Origin of the sequence: Pseudomonas sp. PDM26 (genome assembly GCF_019219185.1) — a bacterium.
In the GTDB taxonomy this organism is placed as follows: domain Bacteria; phylum Pseudomonadota; class Gammaproteobacteria; order Pseudomonadales; family Pseudomonadaceae; genus Aquipseudomonas.
In genome coordinates, this window is sequence record NZ_JAHUWC010000010.1 from 250,375 (window position 1) to 263,956 (window position 13,582).

General features: G+C 59.2%; 13 protein-coding genes. 3 read left to right on the top strand and 10 right to left on the bottom strand.

Translation table 11 applies throughout. From position 1 onward, the window contains the following. Nucleotides 1-116: 116 nt before the first annotated feature. From KW849_RS20430 to KW849_RS20445, 4 genes are read right to left on the bottom strand one after another with little or no spacing between them, the layout of a single operon-like run. Nucleotides 117-875, bottom strand: a complete 759-nt coding sequence (locus KW849_RS20430; protein WP_218431037.1) for a S9 family peptidase — start codon at nucleotides 873-875, stop codon at nucleotides 117-119. Then, nucleotides 865-1,974: a DUF3182 family protein gene (locus KW849_RS20435; protein ID WP_218431038.1), complete on the bottom strand. Its 1,110-nt coding sequence runs from the start codon at nucleotides 1,972-1,974 to the stop codon at nucleotides 865-867. Before KW849_RS20435 ends, KW849_RS20430 begins: the two co-directional genes overlap by 11 nt. A 51-nt stretch (nucleotides 1,975-2,025) precedes the next feature. Beyond that, on the bottom strand, nucleotides 2,026-2,223 hold the full coding sequence (locus tag KW849_RS20440) for a hypothetical protein (protein ID WP_218431039.1): 198 nt from the start codon (nucleotides 2,221-2,223) through the stop codon (nucleotides 2,026-2,028). Nucleotides 2,224-2,273: 50 nt separating this feature from the next. Continuing rightward, nucleotides 2,274-3,266, bottom strand: a complete 993-nt coding sequence (locus KW849_RS20445) for a GlxA family transcriptional regulator (protein WP_218431040.1) — start codon at nucleotides 3,264-3,266, stop codon at nucleotides 2,274-2,276. Nucleotides 3,267-3,367: 101 nt separating this feature from the next. Here KW849_RS20445 and KW849_RS20450 point away from each other — a divergent pair, with 101 nt between their 5' ends. Together KW849_RS20450 and KW849_RS20455 are read left to right on the top strand one after the other, a co-directional pair. After that, a complete protein-coding gene (locus KW849_RS20450) occupies nucleotides 3,368-3,928 on the top strand; it encodes a cysteine hydrolase family protein (protein WP_218431041.1) in 561 nt (186 codons plus the stop codon). 222 nt (nucleotides 3,929-4,150) lie between these two features. After that, entirely contained in the window at nucleotides 4,151-4,651 is a 501-nt protein-coding gene (locus tag KW849_RS20455) for a YkgB family protein (RefSeq protein WP_218431042.1), read from the top strand. Nucleotides 4,652-4,681: 30 nt separating this feature from the next. On the opposite strand, the gene KW849_RS20460 is transcribed toward KW849_RS20455, so the two are convergent. The 3 genes from KW849_RS20460 to KW849_RS20470 form a co-directional block, all read right to left on the bottom strand. After that, nucleotides 4,682-5,554 (bottom strand): AraC family transcriptional regulator, encoded by an 873-nt coding sequence (locus tag KW849_RS20460; protein WP_218431043.1) that lies wholly within the window; start codon nucleotides 5,552-5,554, stop codon nucleotides 4,682-4,684. Nucleotides 5,555-5,717: 163 nt separating this feature from the next. After that, a complete protein-coding gene (locus KW849_RS20465) occupies nucleotides 5,718-6,236 on the bottom strand; it encodes a single-stranded DNA-binding protein (RefSeq protein WP_007984430.1) in 519 nt (172 codons plus the stop codon). 9 nt (nucleotides 6,237-6,245) lie between these two features. Next, nucleotides 6,246-7,643 carry an MFS transporter gene (locus KW849_RS20470; RefSeq protein WP_218431044.1) on the bottom strand — a complete coding sequence of 466 codons (1,398 nt, stop codon included), beginning with the start codon at nucleotides 7,641-7,643 and terminating at the stop codon, nucleotides 6,246-6,248. Nucleotides 7,644-7,834: 191 nt separating this feature from the next. On the opposite strand from KW849_RS20470, the gene uvrA reads away from it, so the two are divergent. Further along, nucleotides 7,835-10,669, top strand: a complete 2,835-nt coding sequence (gene uvrA, locus KW849_RS20475) for an excinuclease ABC subunit UvrA (RefSeq protein ID WP_218431045.1) — start codon at nucleotides 7,835-7,837, stop codon at nucleotides 10,667-10,669. Nucleotides 10,670-10,848: 179 nt separating this feature from the next. Here the strand turns inward: uvrA and bfr are convergent, their stop codons facing one another. From bfr to rplQ, 3 genes are all read right to left on the bottom strand, one after another. Beyond that, nucleotides 10,849-11,313 carry a bacterioferritin gene (bfr, locus tag KW849_RS20480; RefSeq protein ID WP_218431046.1) on the bottom strand — a complete coding sequence of 155 codons (465 nt, stop codon included), beginning with the start codon at nucleotides 11,311-11,313 and terminating at the stop codon, nucleotides 10,849-10,851. 149 nt (nucleotides 11,314-11,462) lie between these two features. After that, nucleotides 11,463-12,917 carry a catalase gene (locus KW849_RS20485; RefSeq protein ID WP_218431047.1) on the bottom strand — a complete coding sequence of 485 codons (1,455 nt, stop codon included), beginning with the start codon at nucleotides 12,915-12,917 and terminating at the stop codon, nucleotides 11,463-11,465. A 237-nt stretch (nucleotides 12,918-13,154) separates the two neighbouring features. Beyond that, a complete protein-coding gene (rplQ, locus tag KW849_RS20490) occupies nucleotides 13,155-13,541 on the bottom strand; it encodes a 50S ribosomal protein L17 (protein WP_007970429.1) in 387 nt (128 codons plus the stop codon). Nucleotides 13,542-13,582 lie beyond the last annotated feature (41 nt).

The window sequence follows — 13,582 nt, forward strand, 5'->3', positions numbered from 1 at the left end:
GCTCGCTCCCACAGGTTTAGCGGTATACATATATTTTGTGTACGACTCGGACACTGTGGGAGCGGCGGTGCGGCGATCCGACTTGCCAGCGAAGGCGTCCGCAAGCACACCGAAAATCACTGGGATTGAATAATGCTCAACCGCTCCCCCACCACCATCTCGGTAATCCAGTCCACCAGGATCGAGGTATAGGCCTGCTGGGAAATCGGGTCATTCAAGGCATGGTCGGCTCCATCGATGATGCGGTGAGTCAGTGAGTGCGTCTGCTGGCAGGCTGCCCGATAGCTCATGATCGTCGCGTGGGGCACGTACTCGTCGGTCTCGGACTGCACCAGCAGGACATCCCCGGTGAATTGCGAACAGGCATGCAAGGCGCGGTTACTGTCGGCACGTACCAGGGTAGCTCGGTAATCACGTAGATCCAGTTTGTCCAGATCGCGTTTCGGCGTGTGCCATTGCTCGTCGCGATACAACGCCGGTACCCGTAGCGCCAGCCAGCGAACCGGCCTGAGCGAGGTCAGAATCGAAGCCAGATACCCCCCGTAACTGGTGCCGACCACGGCAATCGCCGACGTATCGAGAGCCGGGTGCGCGAGCAATCGGTCATAGGCTGCCAGCAGGTCGCGCAGGTTGTCTTCGCGGGTCACCTGGGACAATGGAATGCCGGTGCCGCCGGTGTGTCCGCGCAGGTCGAACGTCAGGCAGACACAACCCAACGCGGCGATGCCCTTGGCGCGTTCCAGATCCCGCTCCTGACTGCCGCCCCAACCGTGCACGAAGAGCACGCCGGGGACTTTCGATTTTGGGCTCAGAAAAGTCCCGCTCATCTGTTCGTTGTCGATGTCGATCTGAATGGACTCGCTTCTAGCCGTCATAGGATTTAACCGTCACGTACTTGAGGAGAAAGTCACTGGTCTGCGCCGGCCCGCGGTACACCTCGATAGCGTCTGCCGGCAACGGCTGATCGCTGTAGGTTTCCACCGAAGACACACGAATGGCGCACATCCCCGGATCGCTGACGAAACTCTGCAAGGCCGCTACCTCGGCGCTGCTGGCACCGCCCATGCGCCAGGACTGTTCAAGCACGCCACTGCGCTGTTTGCCGTCGCTATCGATGCCCTGAGCGATGTCGTAGTTGCGCCGTGACGCATAGAAACGCGGATAGGCTTCATCCGCGGCGCTGTCGAACACCTGCGCTTGCTTGATAGCCACCCGCACATCATCGGCCAGGTCCAGATTCAGTAAATCGACGTAGCTGCCCTGCACCACCAACAGGTTCGAGCCGCCATACACCTCTTCGCCCCTTGCGTCCTTGGTCAAGTATTGTTCACCGCAGTAACTCAGCACCTTGTCGCCGATGAAACTCTGACCGACGCTGTGGGTGATCACTTGATCCAGGTCCTGCTCCAACACCACGCCTTGCGTGAACAGCGTCTTGGCTTCGGGCCGGGCAAGGACTTCGTCGAACCGGTCGAGGCTGTCGATCACTTCCTGACCCCGCCCGGCGCAGGCGTGAATCGGCTTGAGGCGGATCGGGCCGGTATAGAGCAGATACTTCGCCGCTGGCCGTGCATCCTCCAGCGAGAACACGCTGAGACCGTCGAGCACGACACTGCGCACCCGCTCGGAAAACAACGGCGCCCAGCCTGGCGGTGCATGGGCATGGTGGTTGAGCAATCCATGACTGATGGCTTTGGTGCAGATGAAGTCGTGGTCGACATAACCGCCCCACAAGTCCTCCGGCCCCTTGACCCCCAGTTGCCGGGCAGCCGCAGCGCCCACCAGGGTCTGGGTCGGCAACAGGTAGAGGTCCCGCCCGTCGTGTAATTGCGGGTGGTAACTGCCGCCGTACTTGAGCCCCAAAATCTGCGCCAGCCAGCGGGCCAGCGCACGGTTGGTTTCAACTTCATGCGGTGGCGCGTCGGCGAGCACCGAATGGGCGACCACCAGTTTCTTGCGGGTTGTTGGGGTCATGCATCCCCCGTCAATCGACGCTTGATGAATGTAGCTGAAGGGGTGCAGAGATCAGGCCAAGACCCTGTGCAGGAAAAGAGGTTTTAAATCAGCCCGTTGCGCAAAAAGTGATGGCATGAGGCCTGTTTTATTCTGCACGACGCCCTTTGATATTCCGGCATTTTGCACGACTCCCTGCGGGAGCGAGCCTGCTCCGGGCGGCGTTCCGACGATGAGGCCAGCACCATCAACATTGATGTCGCCTGACATACCGCTATCGCGAGCAGGCTCGCTCCTACACTGGATTTTCGGTGTTCCACCTACCGTGCCGCGGCACCCGGTGTCACCCCGAACCGCGTCCGATAATCACTCGGCGCCAGCCCGGTGATTTTCTTGAATGTCGCGCGAAACGCCCCGGGGTCCTGGTAACCCACGGTCCAGGCGATATGGTCGATGGTGCCGTTGGTGAACTCGAGCATTTCCCGGGCCTTGCCGACTCGCAGATGCTGGCAGTATTCGGTGGGTTTGAGCCCGGTAGCCGCGCGGAAGCGTCGCAGGAAGGTGCGCTCCTCCAGGCCTGCCTTTTCGGCCATCGCCGCCAGCGATACATCGGTCGCCCCGGTACTTTGCAGCCAGTGTTGCACCTTGAGGATCGCCGCATCGCCATGGCTGAGAATCGGCGCAAAATGACTGCCGCACTCGCTGGCGCTGTCGCTATGCTCCACCACCAGAAAACGTGCGGTATTGGTGGCAATGCTCGGTCCCAGCAACCGGTTGACCAGGCGCAAACCCAGTTCGGACCAGGCCATCAGCCCGGCAGTGGTAATCAGATCGCCGTCATCGACAATCGGTGTGTCGGCCTTGAGCCTGATCGCCGGGTAACGTTCGGCGAAGGCTTTGGCCGAGGTCCAGTGAGTGGTGGCGCTACGACCGTCGAGCAGACCGCTTTCAGCCAACAGGATAGAGCCCACGCAAACCCCGCCCAGTGTCGCGCCGCAGGCATGTTGCTCGCGCAACCAGCGGATCACCCCCTGTGGCGCCTGGCCTTCGGAAAAACCGGCGATCGATGGCGGAATCAACACGGCCACCAGGGTACGCTCCGGGCCGGGATGGCTGTCGAAGACCCGAACCAGTGTCTGATCACCCTCGACCTGCCAATGGCTGACCCGCAGCAGTGGCAACTGCGCAGTCTGATACTCGGCGGCGATCCGGTTGGCCACCCCGAACAAGTCCGTCAAGCCATGCACCGCCGCCATCTGCGCGCCTGGATAGATCAGCACACCGAGTTCGGCGATTGCCCTTTCTGCGTCCATTGTCAGTTTTCCCCCTCTTATTGTCGGTGCGGCCAATCCCCGGACCGCCTGCCAGCGCCAATACTTCATTCCACACCAACACACACCTCGAGGAATCAGTCATGGCCAAGCAAGCGCTCATCGTAGTCGATATCCAGAACGACTACTTCCCCCAAGGCAAGTGGCCACTGGTCGGTGCCGACGCCGCCGCAGACAACGCCGCACGCTTGATCAAGGCCTTCCGCGACGCCGGTGATTCGGTGGTGCACATCCGCCACGAATTCACCTCCGAAGAGGCACCTTTTTTCGCCCCGAACTCCGAAGGCGCCAAGCTGCACCCCAAAGTGCTCAACCGTGCCGACGAACCGGTGGTGCTCAAGCACTTCGTCAATTCATTCCGCGAAACCGAGCTGAAATCGATCCTCGACGAGCAAGGCATCAAGGAACTGGTGGTCGTGGGCAGCATGAGCCACATGTGCGTCGACGGCATCACCCGTGCGGCGGCGGACTTTGGCTACACGGTGACCGTGATCCACGACGCCTGCGCCACCCGTGACCTGGAGTTCAATGGCATGACGGTTCCGGCGGCGCAGGTTCATGCGGCGTTCATGGCAGCCCTGGCGTTTGCGTATGCCAGCGTGGTGTCGACCAACGATTTCCTGATAGGAAACCAGAAGGTGTAAACCTTATTCAGGACGAGACAGCAAAAATGAAAGAAGCCCATGGCCTCACATGCCATGGGCTTTTTATTGCCAGTGAGTCTGGACGATCTGCATCGAACGCAATACCGCCAGAACCCTGGAAAGGCACGCCAAAGCCAACAATGACCCTACTCCCAACGCATACGCGGGGGATGTTGCTTTCACCCATGCCACTTTCTGGATAACTCACTGGAAGCCTGAACAATGAACAGCATGAATATCAGCACTGACAGCCTGTCGAAAAAAACGTCCCTCGGACTCACCACCATGGCGATCGGGACCTACGGCATTTACTTCGCCCTCGCCGTTATCTACTTCTGGTTCGGCGGAATGAAATTTACCCACTATGAAGCAGAGGGGCTGGTGCCACTGGTGAGCAATAGCCCCTTCCTGGGATGGGTCTATGACCTTTTCAGTGTCGATCTGTTTTCCAGTTTGCTCGGTGTCCTGGAGATTTCCATCGGCGTTCTGATTGCGGGCCGCCTGCTGTCTCCAAAGCTTTCATTGATCGGAGGCGCCTTGTCTGCCGGGCTGTTTTTCACCACCTTGAGCTTTATGTTCTCGACACCCGGCGTGATTGAGCCCGGCCTTGGTTTCCCGGCCATTACGGTCGCGCCTGGCCAGTTCCTGCTCAAGGACATCGGCTTGCTTGCCGCCTCCCTGTTCGTGGCGGGCCATTCGCTGACCAGACTGGAAACCCCTTGAGCTGACAACTTCATCCGCCGATGGCCTGAATCAGCTCGATGCATTCAGGTCATCGTCATCATCAGCAAGTACGCGGCCCTCAACGGCCAGGGATTTCATCCAGCCACGTGGACTGCAGCCGGTCTTGCGGCGAAACGCACGGGCAAGCGCCGACGGACTTTCATAACCCACCTCATCGGCGATCAGCGTAATCGGCCGCCCTTCCCGCAGGCGCTTCTGCGCCAGACTGATGCGCCAGCTCAAAAGATAATCCAACGGTGTTTGCCCCAGGACCGCGCGAAAATGCACCGCATAAGCGGCGCGGGACATGTTCGACTCATTCGCCAACTCGGCCACTGACCAGGCCCGCTGAGGTTGGTTTTGCATCTGTATCAGTGAGCGCGACAGCCGCACATCGGCCAACCCGGCCATCATGCCGGTGCTCAACTGTTGGTGGTCGAGCAAATGCCGGAACAGCAGAATGATCAACAGCTCAAACAAACGATCAAGCACCGCCTCCCTGCCACAATGCCCGGAGCCAGCTTCATCAAACATCCATCTCAGGGTGTCGGCCAGCAACGGCAGCTCATCCAGAGGCAATACCAGAAGATCGGGGAGCGAAGCAGATATCGGATTACTGGCGCCACCATCGAACAGCATCGACGCACATAACAGATGAGCACCTTCAGTGTCACTGGCGATGAGCTGATGTCGGCTGGGACGCGGCAGGAAAATCAGGCTGGGGCGAGTGAGCAACAACTCACTCCTCCCTGGGCCTTTCAAAGTGACAGAGCCGACCTGCAACAGGTGAATATGACCGCGCTGGTCGGCGCCATCGTAGGACGCCACGCCGCAAAGCATGCCGCTGTAAAACAGGTTCGCGCGCACGCCGAACTGTGACAACAACGTAGACAGACGATCCATAGGGCAACTCTGCACAAGGTCTGGACCAGTCGCAGAGTATCACCGCGCGCTGGCGGCTGGACGGTCCTCGATCCCAGCGAGGAATGCCCTGGTAAAAATGCAAAAAGCCCGGCATCCATAAGGAGGCCGGGCTTTTTTCAGGTTCTATTCTTTGATGAAAGAATCAGAACGGAATATCGTCATCAAAGCTGTCGAAATCCGGAGCCGGCTGAGGAGCAGCCTGCTGCGGAGCTGGGCGCGACTGCTGCGGCGCCGACTGCTGTGGACGCGGTGCCTGCTGGCGCGGAGCGGATTGCTGGTAGTTGTTACCGCCGCCCTGACCCTGCTGATCGCCCTGTGGACGGCCGCCCAGCAGTTGCATGGTGCCTTGCATGTCGACCACGATTTCGGTGGTGTAACGCTTGATACCGTCTTTTTCCCACTCGCGGGTCTGCAGCTTGCCTTCGATGTACACCTGCGAACCTTTACGCAGGTATTCGCCAGCGATTTCCGCAACTTTGCCGAACATCGACACACGGTGCCACTCGGTTTTTTCGACTTTCTGACCGGTTTGCTTGTCGGTCCACTGTTCGCTGGTCGCCAGACTCAAGTTGGTCACGGCATTACCATTCGGCAGGTAACGAACTTCAGGATCCTGGCCGCAAGTGCCGACCAATATGACTTTGTTAACCCCACGGGCCATTACGTTCTCCTAGGCTACGCACGCTGCCCCGTCCGGGTTGTTCACCAGGCTTTCAAGGGTGGTGCGATCCAATAGTTCGGTGTCCAATTTGATGTAAATGGCCGCTTCATCAGCGACTATCACTGCATCTGTTACCCCTACGACCGCCTTCAGGCGCTCGACCAGACCCGCTTCGCGGATCGCCTCGGCCGACAACGGCAAGCGCAGGCTTGTCACGTAGGGAGGTTCTCGCATGGTAACAGCAAAGGCCAGCCAGAGGGCAGCCAGACCGGCGCATCCGAGGAACACAACCGACAGACCGCCATGCTGGAACAGCCAGCCGCCAAGAATGCCACCCAATGCCGACCCGAGGAACTGGCTGGTGGAATAAACCCCCATCGCCGTGCCCTTGCCGCCCGCCGGTGAAACCTTGCTGATCAGCGATGGCAACGAAGCTTCCAGCAGATTGAACGCGGTGAAGAACACCACCGTACCGATCACCAGAGCCCGCAAGCTGTCGCCGAACTGCCAGAAGAATAGCTCAGTGAGCATCAGCGTCACGACGGCGCCGAGTAAAACTCGTTTCATTTTGCGTTTCTTCTCGCCGTAGATAATGAACGGGATCATGGCGAAGAAAGAAATCAGCAGCGCGGTCAGGTACACCCACCAGTGCTGCTCTTTGGGCAGCCCGGCTTTCTCGACCAGCGCCAGTGGCAAGGCGACGAAGCTGGACATCAACATCGCGTGCAACACAAAAATGCCCAGGTCCAGGCGCAGCAGGTCCGGATGCTTGAGGGTCGGGATCAGCGCCTGGCGCGCGACACCGGACTCGCGATGCTGCAACGGGCCGGTGGTGCGCGGCACCATGAACATCACGATCACGATGCCGAACAACGCCATGCCGCCCGTGGCAAGGAACAGCCCGGACAACCCGAAGGCGCGGGTCAGCAGCGGGCCGACCACCATGGCCACCGCAAACGACAGGCCGATGGTCATGCCGATCATGGCCATGGCCTTCGTCCGGTGTTGCTCGCGGGTCAGGTCCGACAGCAAGGCCATGACCGCCGCGGAAATCGCCCCGGCGCCCTGCAGGATCCGCCCGGCAATCACACCCCAGATCGAATCGGCATTGGCTGCCAGCAGACTGCCGAGGGCAAAGACGATCAAGCCCAGGTAAATCACCGGGCGGCGACCGATGCGGTCGGAAATGAACCCGAACGGAATCTGGAAAATCGCCTGGGTCAGGCCATAAGCGCCGATCGCCAGGCCGATCAGGGCCGGCGTGGCTCCGGCCAGATCCATCCCATAGGTCGCCAGTACCGGCAACACCATGAACATGCCAAGCATACGGAAGGCGAACACCAGGGCCAGACCGCTTGCTGCGCGGGTCTCGCTGCCACTCATGCGCTCGCTGTGGGGATCGTGCATGGAAAAACCTCATGTGAACCGGCGGCGATTCTACCAGTCCCATCGATTGGCCGGGTATATCGCGACGCTTTGACGCGCATTGCTGACACACTCTTCATGTAAGACAGTAGCCCACTCGTTTGATAGTGTGCATCCATCCAGTATTTGGCCGTATACTCCTACGTTTTCGACGCCCGCCGAGCGAGGCCACCTTGGACAAGATCCTGATTCGTGGGGCTCGAACCCACAACCTGAAGAACATCGACCTGACCCTGCCACGGGACAAACTGATCGTCATCACCGGCCTGTCCGGCTCCGGCAAGTCGTCCCTGGCTTTCGACACCCTGTACGCCGAAGGTCAGCGCCGCTACGTCGAATCGCTGTCGGCCTACGCCCGGCAGTTCCTGTCGATGATGGAAAAGCCCGACGTCGACACCATCGAAGGCCTGTCGCCGGCGATCTCCATCGAGCAGAAGTCCACCTCGCACAACCCTCGCTCGACGGTCGGCACCATTACCGAAATCTACGACTACCTGCGCCTGCTTTATGCTCGCGTGGGTATTCCGCGTTGCCCGGATCACGACATCCCGCTGGAAGCGCAGACCGTCAGCCAGATGGTCGACCTGGTCCTCGCCGAACCGGAAGGCAGCAAGCTGATGCTGTTGGCTCCAGTCATCCGCGAGCGCAAAGGCGAGCACCTGTCGGTTTTCGAAGAGTTGCGCGCCCAAGGCTTCGTCCGCGCCCGGATCAACGGCAAGCTCTATGAGCTGGACGAAGCACCCAAGCTCGACAAGCAGAAAAAACATACGATCGATGTCGTGGTCGATCGCTTCAAGGTCCGCGCCGACCTGCAACAGCGCCTGGCGGAATCCTTCGAGACCGCGCTGAAATTGGCAGATGGCATCGCCCTGGTGGCGCCGATGGACGACGAGCCCGGTGAAGAGATGATCTTCTCCGCACGCTTCGCCTGCCCGATTTGTGGCCACGCCATCAGCGAGCTTGAGCCAAAACTGTTCTCCTTCAACAACCCGGCCGGCGCATGTCCGACCTGCGATGGCTTGGGGGTGAAGCAGTTCTTCGACATCAAGCGCCTGGTCAACGGCGAACTGACCCTGGCCGAAGGGGCGATTCGTGGCTGGGACCGGCGCAACGTCTATTACTTCCAGATGCTCGGCTCGCTGGCCTCGCACTACAAGTTCAGCCTGGAAGTACCGTTCAACGAACTGCCGGCCGATCAGCAGAAATTCATCCTGCACGGCAGCGGTTCGCAAAACGTCGACTTCAAATACCTGAACGACCGTGGCGACATCGTCAAACGCTCGCATCCGTTCGAAGGCATCGTGCCGAACCTGGAGCGACGCTACCGCGAGACTGAATCGGCATCGGTGCGCGAAGAACTGGCCAAGTTCCTCAGCACCCAGTCATGCCCGGATTGCCGCGGCACCCGTCTGCGGCGTGAGGCGCGTCATGTGTGGGTTGGCGAGAAAACCCTGCCGGCGGTGACCAACCTGCCGATCGGCGATGCGTCCGATTATTTTGGCGGGCTCAAGCTCACCGGCCGGCGTGGCGAAATTGCCGACAAGATCCTCAAGGAAATCCGTGAGCGTTTGCAGTTCCTGGTCAACGTCGGTCTCGACTATCTGTCGCTGGATCGCAGTGCGGACACCCTGTCCGGTGGCGAGGCCCAGCGTATTCGTCTGGCCAGCCAGATTGGCGCCGGCCTGGTGGGCGTCCTGTATATCCTTGATGAACCCTCCATCGGCCTGCATCAGCGCGATAACGACCGGCTGCTGGGCACCCTCAAGCACCTGCGTGATATCGGTAACACAGTGATCGTAGTCGAGCACGACGAAGACGCCATTCGTCTGGCCGACTACGTGGTAGACATCGGCCCGGGCGCTGGCGTGCACGGCGGGCACATCGTCGCTGAAGGCACACCGGCCGAAGTCATGGCGCATCCGGACTCGCTGACGGGCAAATACCTGTCGGGCCGGGTGAAGATCGAAGTCCCGGCCAAACGCACACCGCGCAACAAGAAGCTGACGCTGGCGCTCAAGGGCGCGCGCGGCAACAACCTGCGCAATGTCGACCTGGAGATTCCGATCGGCCTGCTGACTTGCGTGACCGGCGTGTCCGGCTCCGGTAAGTCGACGCTGATCAACAACACCCTGTTCCCGCTGAGCGCCACGGCGCTGAACGGCGCGACCACGCTTGAGGCGGCCGTTCACGACAGCATCAAGGGCCTGGAGCACTTGGACAAAGTCGTCGACATCGACCAGAGCCCGATCGGCCGTACACCGCGTTCCAACCCGGCGACCTACACCGGATTGTTCACCCCGATCCGCGAGTTGTTCGCCGGCGTACCGGAGTCCCGCTCCCGGGGCTACGGGCCGGGGCGCTTCTCCTTCAACGTCAAGGGCGGGCGTTGCGAAGCCTGTCAGGGCGACGGCCTGATCAAGGTCGAGATGCACTTCCTGCCGGACATCTACGTGCCCTGCGACGTGTGCAAGAGCAAGCGTTACAACCGCGAGACCCTGGAGATCAAGTACAAGGGCAAGAGCATCCACGAAACCCTCGAAATGACCATCGAGGAAGCGCGGGTGTTCTTCGATGCCGTACCGGCTCTGGCGCGCAAACTGCAAACGTTGATGGACGTCGGCCTGTCGTACATCAAGCTGGGGCAATCGGCGACCACGCTCTCCGGCGGTGAAGCCCAGCGGGTGAAACTGTCCCGCGAGCTGTCCAAGCGTGATACCGGCAAGACCCTGTACATCCTCGATGAACCCACTACCGGGCTGCACTTCGCGGATATCCAGCAACTGCTGGACGTGTTGCATCGCCTGCGCGACCACGGCAACACGGTGGTAGTGATCGAACACAACCTGGACGTGATCAAGACCGCTGACTGGCTGGTGGACCTGGGTCCGGAGGGTGGTTCCAAGGGCGGGCAGATCATTGCCGTCGGCACGCCGGAGGAAGTGTCAGAGATGAAGCAATCTCATACCGGTTACTACCTCAAGCCGCTGCTGGAACGCGATCGGGCTTAACCGCGCCCCATGAAAAAGCCCCTGTCACTTCATCAGTGACAGGGGCTTTTTTGTATCTGTAGGAGCGAGCTTGCTCCGGGCGGCGTTCCGACGAAGGTCGTAAACGATAACGCAGCGCCTTCAGATTTTTCGCGAGCAAGCTCGCTCCTACAAAAGACGTTGGGGCTTCCCCTATGCAATCAGGTGTGGGATTGCAGGTAGTTCTCAAGCCCGATCAACTTGATCAGACCCAACTGCTTCTCGAGCCAGTAGGTGTGATCTTCTTCGGTGTCATGCAATTGAACCCGCAGCATTTCGCGGCTGACATAGTCCTTGTGCTGCTCGCAGAGCGAGATGCCCTTGCACAGCGCAGCACGGACCTTGTATTCCAAGCGCAAATCCGCTTCGAGCATCTCGGTCACCGTGGTGCCGACATCGAGATCGTCCGGACGCATGCGCGGCGTGCCTTCGAGCATCAGAATCCGGCGCATCAGGGCATCAGCGTGCCCTGCTTCCTCTTCCATCTCGTGATTGATTCGTTCGTAGAGCTTGGTGAAACCCCAGTCCTCATACATCCGCGAGTGGACGAAATATTGATCACGCGCGGCCAGTTCGCCGGTCAGCAACGTGTTGAGGTAATCGATCACATCCGGGTGGCCTTGCATCGCCCTACATCTCCCTGCTTGAAAGTTGTAGTTTGAACCAACATGCCCTTATCGTCACTCGAAAGACGCAATAAAAGCGAAGACATTCTGAGAAAACCAGCCTAAATAACGCAAAAAACCGCCCTAACGAGGGCGGTTCTGCTTCTCATTTAGACTTCGTTAAGCTGTACGTTGAGCAGTTTTGCGATTGCTTCTCCATACGCAGGGTCAGCCTTGTAGAAATGTTGCAGCTGGCGATCGACCACATCGCTCGACACACCCGCCATCGCACCGGCGATGTTGCTGACCAGCAATGATTTCTGCTCTTCAGACATCAAGCGGAACAACGCGCCAGCGTGACTGTAGTAATCAGTATCTTCACGATGATCGTAACGATCGGCTGCACCACTGAGGGCCAACGCGGGCTCTGCATAACGAGGCGCCTGCTTCGGCGACTCGACGTAGCTGTTCGGCTCATAGTTCGGCGTCGCACCGCCATTGCTGCCAAAAGCCATCGAACCATCGCGCTGGTAAGTGTTGACCGGACTCCGTGGAGCGTTGACGGGCAACTGCTGGTGATTGGTGCCGACACGGTAGCGATGAGCGTCCGCGTAGGCGAAGACCCGACCTTGCAGCATACGATCCGGCGACAGACCAACGCCTGGAACCATATTGCTGGGACCAAACGCCGCTTGCTCGACTTCCGCGAAGTAGTTCTGCGGATTGCGATTGAGCTCCAGCTCTCCGACTTCAATCAGTGGAAACTCTTTCTGCGACCAGGTTTTGGTGACATCAAACGGGTTCTCGTAGTGCGCTGCCGCCTGGGCCTCGCTCATGATCTGAATGCATACGCGCCATTTCGGGAAATCACCCTGCTCGATGGCATTGAACAGGTCGCGCTGAGCGTAATCCGGATCAGTACCCGCCAGGCGCGCAGCTTCAGCAGGAGCAAGGTTCTTGATCCCCTGCTTGGTCTTGTAGTGCCACTTCACCCAGTGGCGCTCACCTTGAGCGTTGATGAGGCTGTAGGTGTGGCTGCCAAAGCCGTGCATGTGGCGGTATCCATCCGGGATACCCCGGTCGGAGAACAGGATGGTGACCTGGTGCAGCGCCTCGGGCGAATGCGACCAGAAGTCCCACATCATCTGGGCACTTTTCAGGTTGCTTTGCGGCAAACGCTTCTGGGTGTGGATAAAGTCCGGAAACTTCAGTGGATCGCGAATGAAGAACACGGGGGTGTTATTGCCAACGATGTCCCAGTTGCCTTCCTCGGTGTAAAACTTCAAGGCAAAACCGCGCGGATCACGCTCGGTATCGGCCGAACCACGCTCACCACCCACGGTGGAAAACCGGAGGAAAGTCGGGGTTTGCTTGCCGACTGCCTCAAACAGCTTCGCGCTGGTGTATTGAGTGATATCGCGCGTCACGGTAAACGTACCGTAGGCACCCGAGCCTTTGGCGTGTACACGGCGCTCAGGGATGTTTTCACGGTTGAAGTGGGCAAGCTTCTCGATCAGATGAAAATCGTCGAGCAGCAGCGGGCCACGAGGGCCGGCGGAACGGGAATTCTGGTTATCGGCAACAGGAGCGCCACTGGCGGTGGTAAGCGTTTTGTTTTGGCTCATGCGATCTTCCTTCCTCTGTCGGTCTTGAACTGCCGGCTATCGGCTGAGAGGGAGTATTGATCATCAATATGACAGCTACAAATTCATTAACTTGCAGACATCGATAGAAAAAAACTAATGATCATCCCCATCACATAATGACAATGTGGACGAAGGAGACGCTTGTACAAACGGCGCGTTTCTTACAGGCACAAAAAACCGGGCACTAGGCCCGGTTCTTTGTTTCAGACTGACGTCTTACTCGGCAGATACAGCTTCGCCAGCAGTAGCACGATCAACCAACTCGACGTACGCCATAGGCGCGTTGTCGCCAGCGCGGAAACCGCACTTGAGGATGCGCAGGTAGCCACCCTCACGGGTAGCGTAACGCTTGCCCAGGTCGTTGAAGAGCTTACCAACGATAGCTTTCGAACGAGTACGGTCGAAAGCCAGACGGCGGTTAGCAACGCTATCTGTCTTGGCCAAAGTGATCAGCGGCTCGGCAACGCGGCGCAGTTCTTTAGCTTTTGGCAGAGTAGTTTTGATCAGCTCGTGCTCGAACAGCGACACCGCCATGTTTTGGAACATGGCCTTGCGGTGCGAGCTGGTGCGGCTCAGGTGACGACCACTTTTACGATGACGCATGGTTCATTCCTTACCAAACACTACGTTCGGTGATTACGACG

Bases quoted from the DNA above. Each gene is read 5' to 3' on its own strand.
- KW849_RS20430 (WP_218431037.1), bottom strand. From the start codon at position 875: ATGACGGCTAGAAGCGAGTCCATTCAGATCGACATCGACAACGAACAG.
- KW849_RS20470 (WP_218431044.1), bottom strand. From the start codon at position 7,643: ATGCACGATCCCCACAGCGAGCGCATGAGTGGCAGCGAGACCCGCGCA.
- KW849_RS20460 (WP_218431043.1), bottom strand. From the start codon at position 5,554: ATGGATCGTCTGTCTACGTTGTTGTCACAGTTCGGCGTGCGCGCGAAC.
- KW849_RS20455 (WP_218431042.1), top strand. From the start codon at position 4,151: ATGAACAGCATGAATATCAGCACTGACAGCCTGTCGAAAAAAACGTCC.
- KW849_RS20440 (WP_218431039.1), bottom strand. From the start codon at position 2,223: ATGTCAGGCGACATCAATGTTGATGGTGCTGGCCTCATCGTCGGAACG.
- rplQ (WP_007970429.1), bottom strand. From the start codon at position 13,541: ATGCGTCATCGTAAAAGTGGTCGTCACCTGAGCCGCACCAGCTCGCAC.
- bfr (WP_218431046.1), bottom strand. From the start codon at position 11,313: ATGCAAGGCCACCCGGATGTGATCGATTACCTCAACACGTTGCTGACC.
- KW849_RS20465 (WP_007984430.1), bottom strand. From the start codon at position 6,236: ATGGCCCGTGGGGTTAACAAAGTCATATTGGTCGGCACTTGCGGCCAG.
- KW849_RS20445 (WP_218431040.1), bottom strand. From the start codon at position 3,266: ATGGACGCAGAAAGGGCAATCGCCGAACTCGGTGTGCTGATCTATCCA.
- KW849_RS20435 (WP_218431038.1), bottom strand. From the start codon at position 1,974: ATGACCCCAACAACCCGCAAGAAACTGGTGGTCGCCCATTCGGTGCTC.
- KW849_RS20485 (WP_218431047.1), bottom strand. From the start codon at position 12,917: ATGAGCCAAAACAAAACGCTTACCACCGCCAGTGGCGCTCCTGTTGCC.
- KW849_RS20450 (WP_218431041.1), top strand. From the start codon at position 3,368: ATGGCCAAGCAAGCGCTCATCGTAGTCGATATCCAGAACGACTACTTC.